Below are 22,956 nucleotides of genomic sequence, written 5' to 3'. Positions count from 1 at the left end.
GGCCCGGACCGACGCCGGGACCGGATCCCCAGCACCGGGAACCGCCCCCGAACCCGGTTCCGCCCCCTGAGCCGCCCCCCGCCCCCGGGCCGCCCCCGGTCCCCGGGCCGCCCCCGGGGCCGGTGCCCCAGCCGCCGCCCGAGCCGGGCGGGCCGCCGGAGCCCTCTCCGTCCCCGATCCCGCCGGGTCCGGAGCCAGTACCGAACCCTGAGCCGGGACCGCCCCTGAGTTGAACCCGCGGGAGACGGTGGGCGGCCGTCCGGGCCGCCCACCTCGTCGTACCAGCCGTTACGCGGACACCTCGGACCGGTCGCCGCCCCACAGCGTGTGGAAGGACCCGTCCTGGTCGACCCGCCGGTAGGTGTGCGCGCCGAAGAAGTCCCGCTGCCCCTGGGTGAGCGCGGCGGGCAGGCGGTCGGCGCGCAGGGCGTCGTAGTAGGCGAGGGCGGCGGCGAAGCCGGGGGTGGCCACGCCCTGCCGGGTGGCGGCGACGAGCACCTCGCGCCAGTCGTCCTGGGCCGCCGCGATCTCCTGCGCGAACGTCTCGTCCGACAGCAGGCTCGGCAGGTCGGGCCGGGTGTCGTAGGCGGCACGGATGCGGTCCAGGAACGCCGCCCGGATGATGCAGCCACCGCGCCAGATCGCGGAGACCGCGCCGAGGTCGATGTCCCAGTCGTACTCCTCGCTGCCCGCCGCGATCTCGTGGAAGCCCTGCGTGTACGACACGATCTTCGAGGCGTACAGCGCCTGCTCCACCCGGTCCGCGAAGGCCCCGGCCTCCGACTCGCTCAGCGCGGCGGGCTTCGGCCCGGCCAGGCCCCGCGAGGCCTCCCGCAGCGCCGCGTGGCCGGAGAGGGAGCGGGCGAAGACCGCCTCCGCGATGCCGGAGACCGGGACACCGAGGTCGAGCGCGATCTGGACCGTCCAGCGGCCGGTGCCCTTCTGCTCGGCCTGGTCCACCACCACGTCCACGAACGGCTTGCCGGTCTCGGCGTCCACGTGGGACAGCACCTCGGCGGTGATCTCGATGAGGTAGGAGTCGAGCCGCCCGGTGTTCCACGTCCGGAAGATGTCCGCGATCTGCGCGGGGGTGTACCCGGCGACGTCGCGCAGCAGCTGGTAGGCCTCGCCGATCAGCTGCATGTCGGCGTACTCGATGCCGTTGTGCACCATCTTCACGAAATGCCCGGCGCCGTCCGGACCGACGTGCGTCACACAGGGCGCCCCGTCCGCCGCCTTCGCCGAGATCTTCTCCAGCATCGGTCCGAGCGAGTCGTAGGACTCCTTCGGGCCGCCCGGCATGATGCTCGGCCCGTGCAGCGCGCCCTCCTCGCCGCCGGAGACGCCCATGCCGACGAAGTGGATGCCCTGCTCGCGCAGGTCCCGCTCGCGGCGCCGGGTGTCGGCGAAGTGCGCGTTGCCGCCGTCGATGATCATGTCGCCGGGCTCCAGGAGCGGGGCGAACTCCTGGATCACCGCGTCCGTCGGGTCACCGGCCTTGACCATGATGACCAGGCGGCGCGGCCGTTCCAGCGCCGCCACGAACTCCTTGGCGGTCTCGGCCGCGATGAAGTCGCCCTCGTGTCCGAACTCCTCCACCAGGGCGTGCGTGCGCGAGGAGGTCCGGTTGTGCACCGCGACCGTGTAGCCGTTGCGCGCGAAGTTCCGGGCGAGATTGCGGCCCATGACCGCGAGTCCCGTGACGCCGATCTGGGCTGAAGTGCTCATACCGCCTGCTCCTAAAAGTCCGGAAGGTCGTGTGGATCCGGTATGGGGTGGTGTCGTCCGTGCCCGTCAGTATGGCCGTTCAGACCATCCTGACGTGCCGGTACGGCCACCGCACATCCGGGTCCCACAGGCTTGTTTACGCACGGGAGGGGTCGCATGCCTCAGTGGGCCCCGGCCGGACCGGTCAAGGGGGGACGGTTCCTGGCCACTTGACCGCCCAGGCGGCCGATTTACCGTCTTGTCATGGCCTGTTCGCGCCGCTTACTTTTGCCCCTCCTGACGCATGGCGAGGGGGCTTCAGACATGGCCGTACGCGGCCGGCACCGCCGGTATCAGCCGAACAGGATCAACCGCGCCTCACTGACCGTCACGGCGGGCGGCGCGGGCCTCGCCCTCCCGCTCGTCGCGGCCGGCACCGCCGACGCGGCCGACGCGTCCACCTGGAACGAGGTCGCCGCCTGCGAGTCCAGCGGCGACTGGGGCATCAACACGGGCAACGGCTTCTACGGCGGCCTGCAGTTCACCCAGTCCACCTGGGAGGCCTACGGCGGCACCCGGTACGCGCCGCGGGCCGACCTGGCCACCAGGGACCAGCAGATCGCCGTCGCCGAGAAAGTCCTCGACGGGCAGGGGCCCGGCGCCTGGCCGGTGTGCTCGGTGCGGGCCGGACTGACCCGGGACGGCGGCGCCCCCGACATACACCCGGCGAGCGCCGCCGACCGGCCCTTGAAGAGCTCCGCCAAGAGCTCCGCCGAGGGGGCGGCCGCGAGTTCCGCCAAGAGTTCCGTACGGGATGTACAGCCGCAGACCACTCCCCAGTCCCGGGCCGGCAAGGCCGAGATGTACACGGTGGTGCACGGCGACACGCTCTCCGGGATCGCCGACGACCAGCACGTCCGGGGCGGCTGGCGTGGGCTGTACGAGGCCAACCGCAGTACCGTCGGACAGGACCCCGACCTGATCATCCCGGGGCAACGGCTGGCCGTGCGGGGCGGATCGGTCTCCCCGGCCACGCACACACCGGCCAAGTCCCCGGCGAAGAAGGCGGAGACGAGGAAGGCGGAGAGCAAGAAGGCCGAGACGAGGAAGCCGGAGAAGCGGGCCGACCGCGGCGGCCACTCGCTGGTCGCCCCCGTCAGCGCAGCGATGGGCACGCCGTACCACGCGGCGGGCTCGCACTGGTCGAAGGGCTACCACACCGGCGTCGACTTCCCCGTGCCCACCGGCACCTCCGTCAAGGCGGTCGCGGGCGGTCATGTGGTCGCCGCCGGCTGGGGCGGCTCGTTCGGCTACCAGGTGGTGATCCGGCACACCGACGGCCGCTACACCCAGTACGCCCACCTGTCGGCCATCTCCGTGAAGGCGGGGCAGGTGGTCAGCGCCGGCCAGCGCATAGGCCGCTCGGGGTCCACCGGAAACGTCACGGGCCCGCATCTGCACTTCGAGGTGCGGACGGGGCCCGGCTTCGGTTCGGACGTCGACCCGGTCGCCTATCTCCGGGCCGGCGGCGTCAGGATCTGACCCGCGTGCGGTGCCGGCTGAAGACCGGCAGAGGTACGTACGGCCCCGTGTAGTGCATCGGGACGAGGGTCTCCAGGTCATCCGGCACGGTGTTCTCCAGGGCCGCGTCCGCCAGCACCACCTCGGCCAGGACGGCGTCCGCGCGGGCCGCGTCCTCAAGTGCCGAGGCGGAACGCTGCCGGGGCAGCGCGGGGGGCTGCTTCCCGGTGGGGGAGGCGGGCTCGGGGGAGACCGGCTCGGCGGCCGTCTCCGGCGCGGGGCCCGCCACCACGGGTTCCCGCACCGCCGCACGCCCGGCCCGCGGCGCGGTCTCCAGCCGCTCCGTGGTCAGCAGGATCAGACCGCCCGCCGCCACCACCCCGCAGCTCAGGGCGAGCGCGGTGCCCGTGGCGCCGTACCGGAAGGTCTCGCCGAACATCGTGATGCCGACCGCGGCGGCCAGCACCGGGTTCACCACCGTCAGCGTGGCCAGCGGCGCGGTGAGGCCGCCGCCGCGGTAGGCGGCCTGCGACAGCAGCACGCCGGCCACGGCGAAGACGCCGATCACCGCGAGGGAGGGGAGGTCCGCCGCCGAGACCCCGTCGGCCCAGTCGACCGCGACGGTCTTGGTGAACACCGACGACATGCCGAAGGCTATGCCGGACGCGACGGCGAGCAGCACGCTGCGCACCGCCGGGTGCCGGTGCGCGGCCCGGCCGGCGATCATCAGCGCGACGACCGCCGCGCCGGTGACCAGCGCGACGCCGGCCCGCTGGGCGGTGGCGAGGGAGTGGCCGTCGGACGTGCCGACCAGGGAGAGCAGACCGGCGAGGCCGACCGTGGCCATCACGGCGCCGCGCCAGGCGGTCGCCCCGGCCCTGCGGCCGACGAACAGGGCGGCCATGGGCAGGGCGAAGACTATGGTCAGCGCGCCGAGCGGCTGCACCAGGCTGAGGGGACCGTAGGCCAGCGCCACGACGTGCAGCAGTCCGCCGAGGCCGTTCAGCGCGAGCGCCGCCCACCAGGTCGGCCGGCGCAGCGGCGCGTACTGGCCGTCTGGGGAGGACAGCGCGACCTGCTCCTGTACGATCGCCCCGCCCGCGTAGGCGACGGCGGAGACGAACGACAGCAGCACGGACAACGCGAGGGCGCTCATCAGCGGCTCCTCTGCGAGGGGCGGGGGCCCGGGGCCCGGCGCGGCGAACGGTCGGCCTTCATGACCAACACTCTGCCCGGTCGATCTGTTCCCGTCGTCGTCCCTGAGCACGCAATGGGTCCTACTGCCGATGGAGTATGCGTGGGGGCCCCTCATCCCCAAGGTGGGCGACACGGGGTGGAGGCCCGCCTCCGCCGGGCCTTCCCCGGCCCTGGTACTACTCTCGTCCGTGGACCTCGACCCCGATCTCGCCGCGCTCCGCCCGCTCGGCGGTTTCTTCGTCCTGCGTACGGAGCCGCCCGCCGCTCCACCCGCCGCCGTGCCGCCGACGGCCCCGCCGACACTCGCGCAAGCCTACGCGGGCGCCGCGTCGCAGGGAGGCCCGAACGCCCTGGTCTCCCGGGTCGAAACGGTCGCCCGCCGGCTCGGCACCCCCGAGCCGCGAGTGGCCGCGTCGATCGCCCACCAGGCACTCGCGGCGCGCCTGTGGTCCGTGGCCCTCGGCTGCGCCGCCCTGTACCGCCGCCTCCCCGACCTGGACCCGGCCCTGCTGCGCTGGGACGCCGGCGCCGCCGCCCCGGACGACCTGTGGCTGACCGGGGTGCGCCCGCTGCCCGGCGATCCCGGCGACCCCGGCACGCTCGCGCGCGCGGTGCTGCACGGCCACCTCGAACCGCTGACGGCCGCGCTGCGGGCCCGCCACGGCCTCGCGGCGGGCCTGTTGTGGGGCAACGGGGGCTCCGCGCTGGCCGGCGCCGGCCGCGAACTGGACCGGTGGGCCCGCGCGAACGGACGGACGGACGTGGCCGACCGGGCCCGCGCCCTCACCGCCGCCCTCTTCGCCCACCCCCTGCTCAGGCCCACCGGCACCCTCACCGGCACCGCCTTCCGGCGCCGCAGCTGCTGCCTCTATTACCGCGTCCCGGGCGGCGGGATCTGCGGCGACTGCTGCTTCCCACGGCCGCCGCGCCCTTCCCCGCGCGCCACATCTGGGTGACCATGGGGGGACGGCCGCGTGAGAGCAGGGAGTTACGGGTGCGAGTGGGACTGCTGACCCGGGAGTACCCCCCGGACGTGTACGGCGGAGCGGGCGTCCACGTCGAGTTCCTCGCCCGGGAGTTGCGGCCCCTGGTGGACCTGGAGGTGCACTGCTGGGGGGAGGGCCGCGGGGTCGGCGTCGTACGCCACCGGCCGTGGTCCGCGCTCGACGGCACCAACGACGCGCTGCGCACCTTCTCCGTGGACCTGGCCATCGCCGCCGCCCTGGAGGGCCGCGAGCTCGTCCACTCCCACACCTGGTACGCCAACCTCGCCGGCCACGTCGCCAAGCTCCTGTACGGCGTCCCGCACGTGCTGACCGCCCACTCGCTGGAGCCGCTGCGCCCCTGGAAGGCCGAGCAACTCGGCGGGGGATACGCCCTGTCCGGCTGGGCGGAGCGCACCGCGGTCGAGGCCGCCGACGCGGTGATCGCCGTCTCGGGCGCCATGCGCGAGGACATCCTGGCCTGCTACCCGGCGCTGGACCCGGCCCGGGTGCACGTCGTGCACAACGGCATCGACACCACCCTCTACCGGCCCGACCCGGGCACCGACGTGCTGCGCCGCGTCGGCCTGGACCCCGACCGGCCCTATGTCCTGTTCGTCGGCCGCATCACCCGGCAGAAGGGCGTGCCCCATCTACTGCGCGCGGTCCGGGACATCGACCCGGCGGCGCAGGTCGTGCTGTGCGCGGGCGCGCCCGACACCCCGGAGATCGACCGGGAGTTCCGCGACCTGTTCCAGGAGCTCAGCCGCGTCCGCGCGGGCGTGCACTGGATCCCGCAGATGCTGCCGCGCGCGGAGGTGATCCAACTCCTGACGCACGCCGCCGTGTTCGTCTGCCCCTCGGTGTACGAACCGCTCGGCATCGTCAACCTGGAGGCGATGGCCTGCGGCACGCCCGTCGTGGCCTCCCGGGTCGGCGGCATCCCCGAGGTCGTCGAGGACGGCGTGACCGGCCTCCTCGTAGGGGCCGACGACGACTTCGAGACGTCACTCGCCCATGCGCTGGACACCGTCCTGGGCGACCCGGGGACGGCCCGGCGGATGGGGGAGGCCGGACGGGAGCGCGCGCTGGGCGAGTTCGGCTGGGACACGGTGGCTCGGCGGACGGTACGGCTGTACGAGGAGATCCTCAAGCAGGCTTAGGTCGCGCTGCTCGGGGCAACCATGGTTCCAACCAGGGTGAGGGGAGCGGCCATGCGTCGTGGTGGTCCTTCGGTGCTCGGAATCGTACTGGCGGGCGGAGAGGGCAAACGCCTGATGCCCCTGACCGCCGACCGCGCCAAACCAGCGGTCACCTTCGGCGGCACCTACCGCCTCGTCGACTTCGTGCTGTCCAACCTCGTCAACGGCGACATCCTGCGCATCTGCGTGCTGACCCAGTACAAGTCGCACTCACTGGACCGGCACATCACCACCACCTGGCGGATGTCCAGTCTGCTCGGCAACTACGTCACCCCCGTCCCGGCGCAGCAGCGGCTCGGCCCGCGCTGGTACCTGGGCAGCGCGGACGCCATCCTGCAGTCGCTCAACCTCGTGCACGACGAGCAGCCCGAGTACGTCGCGGTCTTCGGCGCCGACCATGTGTACCGGATGGACCCGCGGCAGATGCTCGCCCAGCACATCGAGGGCGGTGCCGGGGTGACGGTGGCCGGGATCAGGGTCCCGCGCGGGGAGTCCTCCTCCTTCGGCGTGATCACCCCGGGCTCGGACGGGCGGATCGTGGAGCGCTTCCTGGAGAAGCCCGCCGACCCACCGGGCCTGCCCGACGACCCGGAGTCCGTGTTCGCCTCGATGGGCAACTACATCTTCACCACCAAGGCCCTGATCGAGGCGCTGCAGCGGGACGCCGAGGACGAGCACTCCGTGCACGACATGGGCGGTTCGATCCTGCCCCAGCTCACCGCCCGGGGCGAGGCACAGCTGTACGACTTCAGCGACAACCACGTCCCCGGCGAGACCCTGCGCGACCAGGGCTACTGGCGGGACGTCGGCACCCTCGACGCCTACTACGACGCCCATATGGACCTGATCGCCGAGCGCCCCGCCTTCAACCTCTACAACCGCAGCTGGCCCGTCTACACCCACTCGTACCAGCTCTCGCCCGCCCGCTTCAACGCCGGCGGCATCGCGAGCGAGTCCATCATCAGCGCGGGCTGCCTGGTCCGCGGCCAGGTCACCCGGTCCGTGCTGTCCCCGGGCGTCCGGGTCGACCCGGGGGCGGTCGTCCAGGGCTCGGTGCTGCACGACAACGTCCACATAGGCCGGGGCGCCGTGGTGCGCGGGGCGGTCCTCGACAAGAACGTGGAGGTGCCGCCCGGCGCGACGATCGGCGTCAACCCGGAGCGGGACGCGGAGCTGTACACCGTCTCCAAGGGCGGGGTGATCGCGCTCGGCAAGGGGCAGCGGGTGCCGTAGCCGGCTCAGCCGGTCAGCGGCGGGAAGTGGGTCATGGTGACCTCGCTGGTGCGGCGCAGGTCGTCGGCCGGGCTGAACCGGACGTACTCGCTGCCCGGCTCGGTGCGCACGGTCACGTGCCCGGGCGGGGCGTAGAAGGCCTCACCGCCGCGGTACACCTCGTCGTGGTCCGGGTAGCGGAAGGTGAGCTCGCCCTTGAGGACGTACCCCCAGTGCGGGCACTGGCAGCGGTGGTCGGGCAGGCCCTGGAGCAGCGGGGTGTGGTCGACGTCCTCCCGGAACGTCAGGAAGTCCACCGTGTAGGGCTCGAGGTCCTCGGAGTGGTCGACCACCGAACCGTAGTCGCCGCCCTGGGTGGCCGTGTCCCTGGAAACCTTCGGCATCGTCCTCGCCTTCTTTCCGCTGAGGGTGCCGTCTTCCCTCCCGCCGAGGGGTGGCTGCCTCCATTGTTCGCGCGCGACGCGTTCCGCGCGATCCGCGCGGCCTCCCCGGCTTCGCGGCCCCGGGACCGCAGGATGCGGACAACGATGTCGATCCTGCGGAGGTCACATGAGAGGGACCCGGCGCCCGCGGCTGTGCCTGGCCGGGGTGATGGCGGCGTCCGTGCTGCTCGCCACCCCCGCCGCACGGGCCGCCGACCCGTCCGACGGGCACCTCACCGACCTGGTCAACCCCTTCATCGGGACCCAGAACGAGGGCAACACCTTCCCCGGCGCGGCCGTGCCCTTCGGCATGGTGCAGCTCTCGCCCGACACCGGGCACCACACCGGCTACGACCACACCCACCGCCGTATCCGGGGTTTCTCCCTGGTGCACCTCTCGGGTGTCGGCTGCCGGATCGGCGGCGACCTGCCCGTGCTGCCGACAACGGGCGAGGTGACGGAGACGGATCACGCGCGGTACGCGGCCGGGTTCCGCCACGAGGACGAGAGCGCGAGCCCCGGCTACTACCGGGTCGGCCTGGACTCCGGGATCGAGGCCGAGCTCACGGCCACCGAGCGCACCGGTGTGCAGCGCTACACCTTTCCCGCCACCGACCACGCCAACGTCCTGCTGAACGCGGCGCGGGCGCTGCACAAGCCGGGCGGCAGCGCCGTGGAGATCCTCGACGACCGGACCGTGCGCACCGAGATCACCGGGCACGGCTTCTGCCGGGACACCGGCCCGTACACCGTGTACACGCTCACCCGCTTCTCCCGGCCCTTCACCGCGTACGGGACCTGGGACGGCGCCACGGTGACGGCGGGCTCCCGCACCGGTCACGGCGGTGCCTACGTACGCTTCGACACCACCCGGGACCGCACCGTGGAGGCGACCACCGCGCTGTCGTACGTCGACGCCCGCGGCGCGGAGGTCAACCTGCGGGCCGAGGGCGGGCGCTCCTTCGACGCCGTCCGCGACCGGGCCCGGCAGGCCTGGGAGCGCCGCCTCGGCGCCGTCCGGGTGCGCGGCGGCGACGCGACCGCGCGCCGCACCTTCTACTCGTCCCTGTACCGCTCGTTCCTAGCGCCCAACATCGGCAGCGACGCCGACGGCCGCTACACCGGCTGGGACCGGCGGGTGCACCGCGCCCGGGGCTTCACGTACTACCAGAACTGGTCGCTGTGGGACACCTACCGCACCCAGTGCCAGCTCCTCGCCCTGCTCGCGCCCCGCGAGGCCCGCGACATGGCGATCTCGGTGATCAAGGTCGCCGAGGACGGCGGCTGGCTGCCCAAGTGGGGCTACGGACCGGTCGAGACGAACATCATGACCGGCGACCCGGTGACCCCGTTCCTGACCACCGCCTACCAGCTGGGCCTGCTCGGCGGGTACGAGGAGCGGGCGTACCGCGCGCTGCGGAAGAACGCCGACGGTGTGCCCCCGGCCGGCTATCCCGGAGTGGGCCGGGAGGCCAACGCCGAGTACCTCGCGAACGGCTTCGCCCCCTACGTCAAGGGCCGCCCGCACACCAAGGCGGGCGACTCCGACTACGACCACGGCGCCTCCGTCACCCTGGAGTACGCCCTGTCGGACGCGATGCTCGCCCAGATGGCGCGCGGACTCGGCCACGACGAGGACGCGGCCCGCTACGCCGCCCGGTCCCGCGGCTACCGGAACGTCTTCGACCCCTCGACCGGCTTCTTCCGCGCCCGTGACGCCTCCGGCGCCTTCACGGGACCGGCCGACCCGGCCCGCGGTGCCGGCTTCCACGAGGGCACGGCCTGGCAGTACCAGTGGATGGTGCCGCAGGACCTGCCCGGCGTGGTCGGCCTGCTCGGCGGTGAGCGCGCGGCCAACGACCGGCTCGACGCCTTCTTCGCATACGACCTGCTGCTCGCCGACCCGGCGCGCACCGCGCGCGAGGTGTGGGTGCACGGCGACCCGTACGCCTACTACAACGCCGCCGTCTACAACCCGCAGAACGAGCCCGATCTCATCGCCCCGTACACCTACCTGTCGACCGGGCAGCCCTGGAAGACCACCGACGTGGTGCACGCCGCGCTCACCCTGTTCACCGACGCGCCGACCGGCATCACCGGCAACGACGACCTCGGCACGATGTCGGCCTGGCACGTGCTGTCGTCGATCGGGATCTTCCCAGTGCAGCCCGGCTACGGCACCTGGGGTCTGACCACGCCCGTCTTCGACCGCGTCGACCTCACTCTGGACCGCCGCTACTGGCCGGGCGGCACGCTGACGGTCACCGCGCCCGGCACCTCGGCGGCCGACCGCTACGTCCAGGGGGTGCGCGTGGACGCGGCGCCCCACGAGCGGACGTACCTGACCAACCGTGAGCTGCGCTCCCTGCGCAGGCTCGCGTTCACGGTCGGCCCGCGCCCGTCGGAGTGGGGTACGTCGCCCCAGGCGGCACCCCCGGCGCTGAGGTGACCTCAGGTGTCCAGGCTCTCCCGCCCCCTTCGGTGGGGCGGGACTTAATCTGCTGTTAACTGTGCGTAGCCTGATCGTACTTGACCGTAATCGACTGTCGGGGATTGACTGCTGGTGCACCCCGTCCGTCGTCGACGCGAGGCAAGCCATTGACAAGTGATCCGCTCGCTCCTCTCGATCTGGCGTTCTGGAACATCGAGTCCGACCGGCACCCGATGCACCTGGGCGCGCTCGGCGTCTTCGCGGCGCACTCGCCCACCGCGGGCGCCCACGCGGCCGACCTGCTCGCCGCCCGCGCCGTCGCCGTGCCCGGCCTCAGGATGCGCATCCGGGACGTGTGGCAGCCGCTCGACCTGCGCCGGCCCCTGTCCTTCGGCTCCTTCGGCGGCGCGGCCCGCGAGCCCGACCCCGCCTTCGACCCCCTCAACCACGTCCGGCTGCACGCCCCGACCGACGACTTCCACGCCGTCGCCGGCCGGCTCATGGAGCGCCCGCTGGACCGCGCCCGGGCGCCGTGGGAGGCGCACGTGCTGCCGGGGGAGGACGGGGTCTCCTTCGCCGTCCTGTTCAAGTTCCACCACGCGCTGGCCGACGGACTGAAGGCGCTGACGCTCGCCGCCGCCGTGCTGGACCCGATGGACATGCCCGAGCGCAGTCCCCGCCCCGTCGAGCCGCCGCGCGGGCTGCTCGCCGATATGCGCAGACTGCCCGGGCGGGTGCCAGGACTGCTGCGCGGGGCGCTGTCCGACGCGGGCCGCGCCCTGGACATCGGCGCCTCCGTGGCCCTGTCGACCCTGGGGGTGCGCTCCTCCTCGGCGCTGACCTCCGGCGCCAGCGGCACCCGCCGCACCGCCGGGGTCGTCCTGGACATCGACGACGTGCACCGGGTGCGCAAGGCGGTCGGCGGCACCGTCAACGACGTCCTCATCGCCGTCGTCGCGGGCGCGCTGCGCCGCTGGCTCGACGAACGCGGCGACGGCAGCGAGGGCGTGGCCCCCCGCGCCCTGATCCCGGTCTCCCGGCGCCGTCCGCGCACCGCGCACCCACAGGGCAACCGGCTCTCCGGCTACCTGATACGGCTCCCGGTCGGCGACCCCGACCCACTCGCCCGCCTGGACCGGGTCCGTACCGCGATGGACCGCAACAAGGACGCCGGCCCCAACCGGGGCGCGGGCGCCGTCGCCCTGCTCGCCGACCACGTTCCCGCCCTCGGCCACCGGGTCGGCGGCCCGCTCGTCGGACAGGCGGCCCGGCTCTGGTTCGACATCCTGGTCACCAGCGTGCCGCTGCCCGGCCTGGGCCTGCGCCTGGGCGGCCACCCGCTCACCGCGGTCTACCCCTTCGCCCCGCTCGCCCCGGGCCAGTCCCTCGCGGTGGCCGTCTCCACCTACCGCGGCCGCGTCCACTACGGCCTGGTCGCCGACGCCGAGGCCGTCCCGGACCTCGACCACCTCGCCCGAGCGGTCACCGACGAGGTGGAGACACTGATCGCGGTCTGCGACCCCTGACGGAAGGGGGGCGGGGCGGCGGGGGCCGGACGCCGTCGCCTTCGTCCCCGTCCCCGTCCCGGCCGTCGGGTTCCGGGCGGGTCCGCGCACCCCGGGCGGAGCGGTTCCGCGCACCCCGGGCGGAGCGGTTTGGCGGGGGGGCCCGGCGCTGACGTAAAATCCCCCGTTCGGAAGGCGAGCGCGAGTCGGAGCGCTGCGCGGTGATCAGGGAAGCGGCAGCGCGATGACGGTGACAGAGGACGGCTCGGCGTCCATGGACGAGATGGTCTACGGGCCCGGGATCGACCCGGAGCGGCTCGCGGTGTGCCTCGGCGTGCTGGAGGAACTCGACAAGCTGGACGTCGACCACCCCGACGCGATCGCGGTCCGCCGGGCCACCGCGGGCATCTACCGCACCGTGAAGCAGCGCCGCCGCCAGGAGCGCCGGGCCGCCAAGACCGCCCACGACAAGGCGGTCACGGAGGCCACCGCGACCGGTTCCGCCGAGCGCATCGACGACGAGACCGAGGGCATCCTGCCGTCGTCCAGGACGGACGAGGGACAGATCGCGGGGATACTCCAGCGCCCGCGCTCCTGCTACGTCTGCAAGACGCGGTACGTCGAGGTCGACTACTTCTACCACCAGCTCTGCCAGAAGTGCGCCGCCGAGAACCGGGCCCGCCGCGACGCCCGCGCCGACCTCACCGGCAAGCGCGCGCTGCTCACCGGCGGACGCGCCAAGATCGGCATGTACATCGCGCTGCGGCTGCTGCGCGACGGCGCCCACACGACGATCACCACCCGGTTCCCCAACGACGCGATCCGCCGCTTCAAGGCCCAGCCCGACAGCGCGGAGTGGATCCACCGCCTGAAGATCGTCGGCATCGACCTGCGCGACCCGGCCCAGGTCGTCGCGCTCGCCGACTCGGTGACCGCCGAGGGCCCCCTCGACATCCTGATCAACAACGCGGCGCAGACCGTACGGCGCTCCCCGCAGGCCTACAGCGAACTGCTCGCCGCCGAGTCGGCGCCCCTGCCCGCCGGTGAGCTGCCCGCCGCCGAGGTGATCGGCACCTTCGGCTCCGGCGCGGTCGCAGCCCTCCCGGTCGCGGGCGGCGGCGCCCTCACCGCCCAGGACGTGACCGACCTGGCGCTGGTGTCGGGCTCGGCGTCCCTGGAGCGCATCGCCGCCGGTACGGCGATCGACGCGGGCGGGCTCGTCCCCGACCTGCACGACACCAACAGCTGGATCCAGACGGTGGAGGAGGTCACGCCCGTCGAGCTGCTCGAGGTCCAGCTCTGCAACTCCACGGCCCCCTTCATCCTGATCAGCCGGCTGCGCCCGGCGATGGCGGCCGCCCCGTCCCGGCGGACGTACATCGTGAACGTCTCCGCCATGGAGGGCGTCTTCGCCCGCGGTTACAAGGGCGCCGGCCACCCGCACACCAACATGGCCAAGGCCGCCCTGAACATGCTCACGCGCACCAGCGCCCAGGAGATGTTCGACAAGGACGGCATCCTGATGACGGCCGTGGACACCGGCTGGATCACCGACGAGCGCCCGCACCCCGACAAGATCCGTCTCGCCGAGGCCGGCTTCCACGCCCCGCTCGACCTCGTCGACGGCGCGGCCCGCGTCTACGACCCGATCGTGCGCGGCGAGGCGGGCGAGGACCTGTACGGCGTCTTTCTGAAGGACTACGCGCCCGGCAAGTGGTGAGCCCCGGGGGGCGCCTGCGTCCGCAGCCGGTCGTGCACCGCGTAGGCGGGGCCGCCGGCCGCGGCCCGCACCCGGGTGCCCCCGTCCACCAGCAGATCGGTCCCGGTGACCCAGTCCGCCGCGTCGGAGACCAGCCACAGCACGGCCCGCGCCACGTCCTCGGGCTCCCCGATCCGCCCCAGCGGCAGCCCGGCCGCGACCCGCTCCTCGCCGGGCTCCCACACGAACCGCGCCAGCTCGGTGCGGACCAGACCGGGGGAGACGGAGTTGACCCGCACCTTCGGCGCCAGCTCACCGGCGAGTTGCCGGGTCAGATGCAGCAGGGCGGCCTTGCTCGTGCCGTACGCGCCGATGTTCGGGCCGACGTGCGCCGCGCCCTCCGTGCAGACGTTGACCACCGAGCCGCCGTGCGCCCGCATCCAGCCCCGCCACGCGCACTGCACCAGGCGCAGCGGCGCCTCCACGTTGACCGCGAACGCCTCGCGCCAGGCCGCCGGGTCGACGTCCACGAGCGGGCCGTACGGCTGGTTGGTCGCCGCGTTGTTGACCACGATGTCGAGCCGTCCGAACTCCCGCAGGACCAGCTCGGTCACCTCCCGCGGGTGATCCGGCCCGGCCACGCTCCCGGCCACTCCGATGCCGCCCAGCTCCGCGGCGGTGCGCCGCACCTCCCCGGCGTCCCGCGCGGTCACGCAGACCAGCGCCCCGGCCGCGGCCAGCGCCCCGGCGACGGCCCGGCCGATCCCGCGGGTGCCCCCGGTGACGACGGCGGCCCTGCCCGCCAGCCCGTACGACGACGTCATCGCCGTACCGTCTCATGACGGGCCGTCAGTCGACAGCCCCCAGGCGGGAGTTGCGCGCCGCCACCAGGTCCAGCACGGTGCGCCAGTCCTCCAGGACCCCGGCGTCGAATCCGGCCACCGAGCCGTCCTCGGCGGCCTGCCGCAGGCGCAGCAGGTCGTCGTCGCCGGCGGGGCCGTCGTCCCCGGGCCGCCCGCGCACGAGCCGGGCGACCCGCTCCCCGAGCAGCGACCGCACCGCGTGCGCGGCGGCGTCCGCCCGCCCGGCCCGGTCGCCGGGACGCAGCAGCATCCCGATGCCCGAGACCAGCCCGGCCACCTGGAGCTCCTTGTCGGCGGGACGGGCGCGGCGCAGCAGGGCGGCGGTGCGCAGCGCGTGATCGTACCGGCCGGCGTACAGCAGATCCATCAGCTCCTCGACGCTGCGCAGCTCCATGCGTCGGTCCTCCCGCGAGACAGCCGTTGCCGTACGGCAGCAGACCATGACCGGCTTTCGGCCCGGCCAACGGCACCTGAACTGCGCGGCATGTAGGCCGAGCGGGTGGATCTCAAAACGTGCATTATGGAGCAAGTCGCGCCTAACCGGGCGGCCGGGAGGCCAAGTGACGCGCGAAAGTTACACCTTGTTTGCACTCCCTATCGAGCGGACCCCCGCTCATTTGGTTAATCTGGAGCGGACGGACAAGCAGTACGGGGTCCCACCCACACCCATGGTCCGTTCCACCGGCGCCACCGCGTCCGAACTGGCATTCAAACCAGACCCAAGCGGGCGTCAGGCGGCGGATCGCAGACTGGCCGGCACGCCCCGAGGGTGACCCGACACATAAGGAGTGCGCGGTGACACCGGAGAAGACGAATCGCGATCAGCGCCCCAAGGAACGCACGGAGCGCGCGGGCCGACGGCCCGGAGAGCTCGGCAGCCTCGACGTGTGGGCCCGTTCCGCCCCCATCCGCCTCGCGGGCTACGAAGAGGACCTCGCCGAACCCCACATCCTGCCCAGCGTGGACTGACCCCCGCCGGGCCGGTCCCGTCGCGATCGCCGCACGCGTGGGCGTGCCAGACTCACGCCCATGCTGATCAGGGAAGCCGTGGCCGACGACTGGTCACGCATCTGGCCCTTCTGGCACCGGATCGTCGCCGCCGCCGACACCTACACCTGGGACCCGGGCACCTCCGAGGAGGCGGCCCGGGCCTTGTGGATGGGCCCGGCCAAACGCGTCTAAGTCGCCGAGGACCCCGGCGGGGCCCTGGTCGGCTCGGCCTACCTCACCCCCCAACTACGGCGGCCCCGCCGCGGACGTCGCAGGCGCCGGCTTCATGGTCGACCCCGACCACACCGGCCGCGGCATCGGCCGCGCCCTCGCCGAACACGTCCTCGCCGAGGCCAGGGCCCACGGCTACCGGGCCATGGTCTTCAACGCGGTCGTTGAGACCAACCCCGCCGTCACCCTGTGGACGTCCCTCGGCTTCACGATCCTGGGCACGGTCCCCGAAGCCTTCGACCATCCCCGGCACGGCCGGGTGGCACTGCACATCATGTACGCGCTCGCGCGGGGGGACCCCCATCGCGTCGACGCCCTCCTCCGCCTTGCAGCTGGACGCTCCCCCACGCTCGAATGCGCTCGCGCGGGGGGACCCCCATCGCCCCGCTCACCAGCGCCGATGAGGCGCCGCCCGTTTTCCTGCGACCTGATCCGCCGGACAGGCCCTAGCCGACCGGCGCCGTCCGCTGCCACGGCCGCAGGTCCTGCAGCTGCTCCGCCAGGTCCAGCAGGGCCGTCTCCGAGCCCGGGAGGCCCACGAGTTGGACGGCGCAGGGGGCGCCGGAGGGCAGGGTGGCGAACGGGACCGACATGGCCGGCCATCCCGTGAGGTTCCACGGCGGGGTGAGCGGCGAGTAGTTCGTGTTGGCCAGGACGTTGCGCAGCCAGCCCCGCTCATGCCACGGCCCGGCCTGGGGGGAGCGGCGCGCGAGGGCGGGGGTGAGGAGCACCTCGTGCTCGGCGAAGAAGGGCTCCAGACGGCGGCGGAGCCGCTCGCGCCCCTCGCCGGTGCGGACCGTCCCGACGAAGCGGCGCCCCACCGCCGCGTGCACCCGGGTCCGCCGGGCCAGCCGCGCCGGGTCCAGGCCCTCGGCGTCCACCGCGGTGCCCGCCGTCCAGTGCTGGAGCGCGGTGACGCCCAGCGACGGCGGATACGGCGGCTCGGCGCGCCGCACCCGGTGCCCCGCCCCGGCCAGCAGCCCCGCCGCCTCCCGGGCGGCGGCCGTGTACGGCTTCCCGACGCTCACACCGAGGAGCGGACTGCGCAGCCCGACGGCGATCCTCCGGGAGGCGGTGTCCGAGGACCGTACGAACTCGGTGTCCGCGAGGACCGACAGCACCAGCCGCAGATCCTCGACCGTGGTCGCCAGCGGCCCGTTCTCGGACATGCCGAACCAGTCGCCGTTGCCGATCCCGGCCGGCACCACCCCGTGCCCCGGCTTCAGCGTGACCAGGCCGCAGTTGGCCGCGGGGATGCGCAGGCTGCCCATGCCGTCGTTGCCGAGGGCCACCGGGACCAGACCGGCGGCCACCGAGGCCGCGCTGCCGCCGGAGGAGCCGCCCGCCGTGCGGGAGAGGTCCCAGGGATTGCGGGCGGTGCCGTGCACGCCCTCCGTGGTCCCGAAGACACACAGTTCGGGCACGTTGGTCAGGCCCACCACCACCGCGCCCGCCGCGCGCAGCCGGGCCACGGTGACGTGGTCCTCGGCGGCGGGCCGCTCCGGGGTCGCGGCGGAGCCGTTGCGGTTGGACTCGCCGCGCACCGCCAGGTTGTCCTTGACGGCCACCGGCACGCCCGCGAGCGGGAGTCCGGCCAGGCCCGCGCGGCCCGCGACCTCGTCCGCCTCCGCGAGCGCCGCCTCGGCCCGGACCGTGCGGAACGCCCCGATCCGGCCGTCCAGCCGCTCGATCCGGGCCAGGTGCTCGGCCACCACCTCGCGGGGTGTGGCCCGCTTCTCCCGTACGGCGGCGGCGATCTCGGCGGCGGTCCGGCCGGCCCAGCTGGTCACGGGCGCTCCTTGGCGGTGGGTGCGGTGGGGCGGGCGTACTGGCGAGTACGTACGGAGAACTCTGCCCCGCCGCGGTCGCCCGCGTCGAGAGGCCACCGCCCACCGGTCGCGGCGGTCCGTCCGGGGTCAGCCGGTCCTGCCGCCCCGCGGGGTGTCGACGCGCGCCCACTCCTCGTCCCACTGCCGCAGACGCCGCCGCTCCAGGCCCGCGCGGGCCAGCTGAGCGCCGCCCGCCACGGCGGCGGCCGTGCCCGTCGCGATCAGGATGCCCGTCCATCCGGCCCGGAACCCCGCCTCACCCGGTGACAGGGGCTTGGGGACCAGCCGCCCGTGCTGGTCCGTCCACACCGTGACCGGGGTGCCCGACGCGGTGCCGGGGTTCACCTTCGTGCGGCCCGTGTGCACCGTGCCGTCCGGCGCCGTCCAGCGGACGGCGGCCCGGACCCGGCCGTCGTCGGTGCCCCGCCCCGAGGCGATCTCCGGCGCCCGCCCGGTGAGGACGGCCGCGACCGGACGGCGCTCCGCCCGCTGCCGGTCGAGGTCCCGCAGCACGGAGTCCGCGGCCACCAGCCCGGCGAGCAGGCTGCCCACCAGGGCGACCACCCACGCCGTCAGCACGATCCAGGCCTCGACGACGTCACTGCGGCGCCGCAGCGGGTTGCGGTGCCACCGCCACGCCCGCGAGCCGCCGCTTCGGGTTCCGGTCACGACCTCACCCCCTCGCGAGCGCCGGCACCTGCGTCTTGTCCCTCCCAGTGTCCGCCCGGACGGGGCCCCGGGCACCCCGGAGCGCAGGACTCAGCGGTCCTGTGCCCGCCCCGTGCTCTCCCGTCCGGTCAGCCGTGGCACCGGCACCCGTACCGTCCGTGCCGGCCCCCCGTCCAGCAGCGCGGTCAGCTCGGTCGCGGCCGTGCGGCCGAACTGGACGCTGTCCCGGGACAGGGCGGACAGCCGGGGCCTGACCATGCGGCACAGCGCCGAGTCCTCCCAGGAGACGACGGACACGTCCGCCGGGACCAGGAAGCCGAGTTCGGCCGCGGCGGCGACCCCGGCGACGGCCATCACGTCGTTGTCGTAGATCAGCGCGGTCGGGGCGGGGGAGTGCCGCAGGACCCGGCGGGTGACGGCCGCGCCCTCCGCGTCCGAGTAGTCGGTGGTCACGGACCGCACCTCGGTCAGGCCGCGCCGCTCCGCCTCGGCGCGCAGGGTCCCGATCCGGCGCTGGGTGTGCGCGAGGCCGGGCAGGCCCGCGATATGCACGATCCGGCGGTGGCCGAGGGCGGTCAGCTCGTCCACCACCGACGCCATCGCACCGGCGTCGTCCGCCCACACCGTGGACAGGCCCGGGTGGCGGTCGTCCGGCGCGCCGCCGATCACCACGGCGGGCAGGCCCAGTCCGTCGAGCAGGTCCGGGCGCGGGTCGTCGGTGCGCGGGTCGACCACCAGCACGCCGTCCACCCGGTGCTCCGCCCACCAGCGGCGGTAGACCGCGCACTCGTCGGCGAGGTCCTCGGCCACCTGGAAGAGCAGCCCGAGGTGGCGCCCGGCCAGCACCTCCTGGATGCCGGAGACCAGTTGGAGGAAGAAGGAGTCCACGCCCAGCGTGTGTGCGGGGCGGGCGAGGACGAAGCCGACGGTGGCCGCGCCCTCCCCGGACAGCGCGCGCGCCGCCGTACTGGGCCGCCAGCCCAACTGCTCGGCGACCCGGCGCACCCGGTCGCGGGTCACCTCCGACACCCCGGGGCGGCCGTTGAGCGCGAAGGAGACCGCGCTCTCGGAGACCCCGGCGCGCCGCGCGATGTCCTTCATCGTCGGCCGACGCGCGGGGGACCGTTTGTCCGGCACGTTGCTCGCCCCTTTCTCCGCAGCGTAGCTAATGCGCTTGAGTGCCAGCAGTCTAAAGCGCATTAGTCACGGCGGCCAATTTCGGCCAAGGCGGCTATGACCTGGACTAATGAAGGCCGGATTTCTTTAGCTGCGACGAATGCATTGACTTTGCCGGAAGCGGCCGGGCAAGGTCCATGCGTCACCGCCGCCGACGCCGCAAAAGGGAGCCGTGTCACCGTGCCCACATCCCGCAGAGCACTCGCCGTCGCCGCCGTCGCCGTCCTCGTCCTGCCGCTGAGCGCGTGCGGCTCCCCGGACGACGGCGGCGGCTCGGCGGACGCCTCCGGCAAGGTCGAGGGAGACATCACCTTCCAGACCTGGAACCTGCGCGCCAACTTCAAGCCGTACTTCGAGGGCCTGATCGCCGACTTCGAGAAGAAGTACCCGGGCACCCATGTGAAGTGGATCGACCAGCCCGCCGAGGGCTACGCGGACAAGATCAGCGCCGACGCGGCCGGCGGCACCCTGCCGGACGTCGTCAACGTCTCGCCCGACCTGGTCGCCCCGCTCGCCAAGGCCGGCCTCGCGCTGGACCTCGACAAGAGCGCCGCCGGGTACCGGAAGGAGTACCTGGACGGGGCCTGGGCGAGCCACCGGATACCGGGCATGACCGGTACGTACGCCTTCCCCTGGTACCTGAACACCGGGCCGCTGTTCTACAACAAGTCCCTGTTCAAGAAGGCCGGACTCGACCCCGAGCAGCCCCCGAAGACGTACGACGAACTCTTCGCCGACGCCCTGGAACTGGCCGGGAAGAGCGGCGGCAAGGTCGCCACCCTCGCCAATGTGCCCACCATCGAGGACTTCGGCCGCTACGGCGTCGGCCTCATGAACAAGCAGGGCACCGGCTTCGCCTTCAACGACGCCAAGGGCGTCGAACTCCTCACCAAGTACAAGGAGTTGTACGACGCGAAGGCCCTGGACCCGCAGGCGCTGACCGCCACCCCCGAGTCCTCCGGCAAGAAGTTCCTCACCCGGGCCGTCGCCATGAATCCCGGCAGCGCCCTCGACCTCGGCAACTTCAAGAAGCAGGCGCCGAGCCTGTACGAGAACATCGGCATCACCGACCAGATCACCAGCACCGGCCACGTCAACATGTACGTGATGGGCGTGATGGTCAACTCCAAGACCCGGCACACCCCCGCCGCCGTCGCTTTCGCACACTACGTCACCGACGCCGAGCACCAGATGTCGTTCGCCAAGAAGGTCGCCATCTTCCCCAGCACCGCCGGCTCGCTGGACGACCCGTACTTCACCAAGGAGGACGGGACCGACGAGACCCGGGTGCGCGTCGCCGCCGCCAAGTCCCTGAAGAACGCGGTCAACTACACGCCCGTGCTGTTCAGCGAGCAGATGAAGACGGCGCTGCGCAACGAGGTCGCCAAGGCCCTCCAGGGCAAGGAGAGCCCCGAAGCAGCTCTTGACAACGCTGTCAAGGCCTGTGACACGCTCCTCCAGCAGCAGGGGTAGCCTCCATGGCCTCGTCGACCGTCACCCGCGTGCGGCGCCATCTGCCCACCAGCCCCTGGCTGTTCGCCGCCCCCGGGCTGCTGATCACCGGCGTGTTCGTCGTCTACCCCTTCGTCTCCACGCTGGTGAACGCCTTCACCGACCGCCGCACCCTGATCCCGGGCCACTTCGTGGGCCTCGCCAACTTCCGCGAACTGCTGCACGACGACATGTTCTGGACCGGCCTTCGCAACAGCACCCTCTACGTCCTCGGGGTCGTCCCCGCGCTGGTCGTCCTGCCCCTGCTGCTCGCGCTGCTGGTCCAGAAGAACATCCCCGGCATCACCTTCTTCCGGTCCGCCTTCTACACCCCGGTCGTCGCCTCGATCGTGGTGGTCGGACTGATCTGGGTGTGGCTGCTGGACGAGCGCGGTCTGGTGAACTCCCTCCTGGAGACGGCCGGCGTCGGCCGGGTCGGCTTCCTCAGCGACCAGTGGCTGCTCCTGCTGAGCGCGATGGCCGTCACGGTCTGGAAGGGCCTCGGCTACTACATGATCATTTACCTGGCGGCGCTCGCGAACGTGCCCCGCGAACTCCACGAGGCCGCGGCCGTCGACGGCGCGGGCGCGGTCCGCCGATTCCTCACGGTCACCGTGCCCGCGGTCCACTCCACCATGATCCTGGTCGCCGCGCTCTCCTCGGTCGCCGCGTTCAAGGTGTTCTCCGAGGTCTACCTGATGGCGGGCCCGAGCGGCGGACCGGCCGGCGAGGACACCACCCTCGTCATGCTCGTCCAGCGCACCGGCACCGGCCTGACCGGCCGCGTCGGCTACGCCTCCGCCCTCTCCGTCGTCGTCTTCGCCGTCACCGTCGCCCTGATGCTGCTCGTGCTGCGCGCCGACCGGAGGGACGAGGCATGAGCGTCATCGAGAAGGTACGGCCCGCGGCACCGCGGCCGGTGGTGCGCGAACCCCGGGTCACCGACGAGCACGGCCGTCGCATCCGGGTGTGGGAACTGCTCCTGCGCTACGCGCTGCTGCTGGCCGTACTCGCCCTGACCGTCGGCCCCTTCCTGTGGCAGCTGTCCACCTCGCTCAAGGGACCGACCGAGGACGTCTACAGCTCCCCGCCCGCCTTCCTGCCCGACCACCCCACCCTGCACAACTACCAGCGGGTCGCGCACACCATCCCCGTCTGGGACTACGCGCTGAACTCGCTGAAGGTCGCCGCCGCCAACGTCGTCACCAACTGCGTCGGCTCGGCCCTCGCCGGCTACGCCCTGGCCCGGCTGCGCTACCGGGGCCGCGGCGCCGCCACCCTGGTCTTCGTCCTCGCCATGCTCGTCCCCGTGGAGGGCATCGTCATCGCCCAGTTCACGACCATGCGGGAGCTCGGCCTCAACAACACCCTCGTCGGCGTCCTCCTGCCGGGCTGCGTCGGCGCCATGAACGTGCTGCTGATGCGCAACGCCTTCCGCAACCTGCCCTACGAGATCGAGGAAGCGGCCTACGTCGACGGCGCCAACGCCTGGCAGCGGTTCCTGCGCGTCGCGCTGCCCTCGGTGAAGGGCACCCTCGCGGTCGTCGCGATCTTCGCCTTCATGGGCGCCTGGGACGACTTCCTGTGGCCGCTCATCGTGCTCAGCGACCCGTCCAAGTTCACCCTGACCATCGGCCTGAACTATCTGCACGGCACCTTCGCCAATGACGAACGCCTCGTCGCCGCGGGCACCGTCATCGCCGTGGCACCGCTGATCGCCCTCTTCGCCTGCCTCCAGCGGTACTTCTTCCGCGGAGTGGGCGAGGGCGCCGTCAAGGGCTGAAGTCCGCCGCCCCGTCCCGAGGGA

The 22,956-nt window shown here is 73.2% G+C and carries 19 protein-coding genes and 1 pseudogene; 12 read left to right on the top strand and 8 right to left on the bottom strand.

Translation table 11 applies throughout. The features are described from left to right. Positions 1-288: 288 nt before the first annotated feature. Positions 289-1,728 (bottom strand): NADP-dependent phosphogluconate dehydrogenase, encoded by a 1,440-nt coding sequence (gene gndA / locus ACZ7L0_RS00610; RefSeq protein ID WP_471240178.1) that lies wholly within the window; start codon positions 1,726-1,728, stop codon positions 289-291. Between the two features lie 303 nt (positions 1,729-2,031). On the opposite strand from gndA, the gene ACZ7L0_RS00605 reads away from it, so the two are divergent. Continuing rightward, positions 2,032-3,249, top strand: coding sequence for a transglycosylase family protein (locus tag ACZ7L0_RS00605; RefSeq protein WP_471240177.1), 1,218 nt, complete (start codon positions 2,032-2,034; stop codon positions 3,247-3,249). On the opposite strand, the gene ACZ7L0_RS00600 is transcribed toward ACZ7L0_RS00605, so the two are convergent. After that, positions 3,239-4,384, bottom strand: coding sequence for a DMT family transporter (locus tag ACZ7L0_RS00600; RefSeq protein ID WP_471240176.1), 1,146 nt, complete (start codon positions 4,382-4,384; stop codon positions 3,239-3,241). The two genes, ACZ7L0_RS00605 and ACZ7L0_RS00600, sit on opposite strands and share 11 nt — an antisense overlap. Positions 4,385-4,613: 229 nt before the next feature. Here ACZ7L0_RS00600 and ACZ7L0_RS00595 point away from each other — a divergent pair, with 229 nt between their 5' ends. Genes ACZ7L0_RS00595 through glgC form a run of 3 tightly spaced genes read left to right on the top strand, consistent with a single transcriptional unit; the run spans position 4,614 to position 7,843 of the window. Next, positions 4,614-5,381, top strand: a complete 768-nt coding sequence (locus ACZ7L0_RS00595; RefSeq protein ID WP_471240175.1) for a (2Fe-2S)-binding protein — start codon at positions 4,614-4,616, stop codon at positions 5,379-5,381. 38 nt (positions 5,382-5,419) lie between these two features. Continuing rightward, positions 5,420-6,571: a glycogen synthase gene (glgA, locus tag ACZ7L0_RS00590; protein ID WP_471240174.1), complete on the top strand. Its 1,152-nt coding sequence runs from the start codon at positions 5,420-5,422 to the stop codon at positions 6,569-6,571. A gap of 51 nt (positions 6,572-6,622) precedes the next feature. Then, a complete protein-coding gene (gene glgC, locus ACZ7L0_RS00585) occupies positions 6,623-7,843 on the top strand; it encodes a glucose-1-phosphate adenylyltransferase (protein WP_471240173.1) in 1,221 nt (406 codons plus the stop codon). A 5-nt stretch (positions 7,844-7,848) separates the two neighbouring features. Here glgC and ACZ7L0_RS00580 read toward each other — a convergent pair whose 3' ends face one another. Then, positions 7,849-8,226, bottom strand: a complete 378-nt coding sequence (locus ACZ7L0_RS00580) for a cupin domain-containing protein (protein WP_471240172.1) — start codon at positions 8,224-8,226, stop codon at positions 7,849-7,851. Positions 8,227-8,392: 166 nt separating this feature from the next. Here ACZ7L0_RS00580 and ACZ7L0_RS00575 point away from each other — a divergent pair, with 166 nt between their 5' ends. The 3 genes from ACZ7L0_RS00575 (at position 8,393) to ACZ7L0_RS00565 (ending at position 13,921) form a co-directional block, all read left to right on the top strand. Further along, a complete protein-coding gene (locus tag ACZ7L0_RS00575) occupies positions 8,393-10,714 on the top strand; it encodes a GH92 family glycosyl hydrolase (RefSeq protein WP_471240171.1) in 2,322 nt (773 codons plus the stop codon). 149 nt (positions 10,715-10,863) lie between these two features. Beyond that, positions 10,864-12,222, top strand: a complete 1,359-nt coding sequence (locus ACZ7L0_RS00570; protein WP_471240170.1) for a wax ester/triacylglycerol synthase family O-acyltransferase — start codon at positions 10,864-10,866, stop codon at positions 12,220-12,222. A 223-nt stretch (positions 12,223-12,445) separates the two neighbouring features. Beyond that, entirely contained in the window at positions 12,446-13,921 is a 1,476-nt protein-coding gene (locus ACZ7L0_RS00565; RefSeq protein ID WP_471240169.1) for an SDR family NAD(P)-dependent oxidoreductase, read from the top strand. Here ACZ7L0_RS00565 and ACZ7L0_RS00560 read toward each other — a convergent pair. Next, a complete protein-coding gene (locus ACZ7L0_RS00560; RefSeq protein ID WP_471240168.1) occupies positions 13,900-14,724 on the bottom strand; it encodes an SDR family oxidoreductase in 825 nt (274 codons plus the stop codon). The genes ACZ7L0_RS00565 and ACZ7L0_RS00560 overlap by 22 nt on opposite strands. A gap of 25 nt (positions 14,725-14,749) precedes the next feature. Beyond that, a complete protein-coding gene (locus ACZ7L0_RS00555) occupies positions 14,750-15,157 on the bottom strand; it encodes a hypothetical protein (RefSeq protein ID WP_471240167.1) in 408 nt (135 codons plus the stop codon). 401 nt (positions 15,158-15,558) lie between these two features. Between ACZ7L0_RS00555 and ACZ7L0_RS00550 the strand changes: the two genes are divergently transcribed. Next, on the top strand, positions 15,559-15,732 hold the full coding sequence (locus tag ACZ7L0_RS00550; RefSeq protein WP_356037185.1) for a hypothetical protein: 174 nt from the start codon (positions 15,559-15,561) through the stop codon (positions 15,730-15,732). Between the two features lie 60 nt (positions 15,733-15,792). Beyond that, positions 15,793-16,264 (top strand): annotated as a pseudogene (locus ACZ7L0_RS00545) (GNAT family N-acetyltransferase); the annotation flags it as partial. A 166-nt stretch (positions 16,265-16,430) separates the two neighbouring features. On the opposite strand, the gene ACZ7L0_RS00540 reads toward ACZ7L0_RS00545, so the two are convergent. The 3 genes from ACZ7L0_RS00540 to ACZ7L0_RS00530 form a co-directional block, all read right to left on the bottom strand. Continuing rightward, a complete protein-coding gene (locus tag ACZ7L0_RS00540; protein ID WP_471240166.1) occupies positions 16,431-17,774 on the bottom strand; it encodes an amidase in 1,344 nt (447 codons plus the stop codon). A 126-nt stretch (positions 17,775-17,900) separates the two neighbouring features. Next, the gene (locus ACZ7L0_RS00535; RefSeq protein WP_471240165.1) at positions 17,901-18,482 is read right to left on the bottom strand and encodes an Rv1733c family protein; all 582 of its coding nucleotides are present in this window, start codon (positions 18,480-18,482) and stop codon (positions 17,901-17,903) included. 90 nt (positions 18,483-18,572) lie between these two features. Beyond that, a complete protein-coding gene (locus tag ACZ7L0_RS00530; protein ID WP_471240164.1) occupies positions 18,573-19,619 on the bottom strand; it encodes a LacI family DNA-binding transcriptional regulator in 1,047 nt (348 codons plus the stop codon). A gap of 219 nt (positions 19,620-19,838) precedes the next feature. Between ACZ7L0_RS00530 and ACZ7L0_RS00525 the strand changes: the two genes are divergently transcribed. From ACZ7L0_RS00525 to ACZ7L0_RS00515, 3 genes are read left to right on the top strand one after another with little or no spacing between them, the layout of a single operon-like run. Next, complete coding sequence (locus ACZ7L0_RS00525; RefSeq protein ID WP_471240163.1) at positions 19,839-21,131, top strand: ABC transporter substrate-binding protein; 1,293 nt, start codon at positions 19,839-19,841, stop codon at positions 21,129-21,131. Positions 21,132-21,136: 5 nt separating this feature from the next. Beyond that, the gene (locus ACZ7L0_RS00520) at positions 21,137-22,030 is read left to right on the top strand and encodes a carbohydrate ABC transporter permease (RefSeq protein WP_471240162.1); all 894 of its coding nucleotides are present in this window, start codon (positions 21,137-21,139) and stop codon (positions 22,028-22,030) included. Then, complete coding sequence (locus ACZ7L0_RS00515) at positions 22,027-22,932, top strand: carbohydrate ABC transporter permease (RefSeq protein ID WP_471240161.1); 906 nt, start codon at positions 22,027-22,029, stop codon at positions 22,930-22,932. Before ACZ7L0_RS00520 ends, ACZ7L0_RS00515 begins: the two co-directional genes overlap by 4 nt. Positions 22,933-22,956 lie beyond the last annotated feature (24 nt).

It is taken from the genome of Streptomyces sp. NPDC039424, assembly GCF_055639495.1.
The sequence above is the reverse complement of the archived record's forward strand: the minus strand, read 5'-3'. Positions and strand labels throughout refer to the sequence as shown.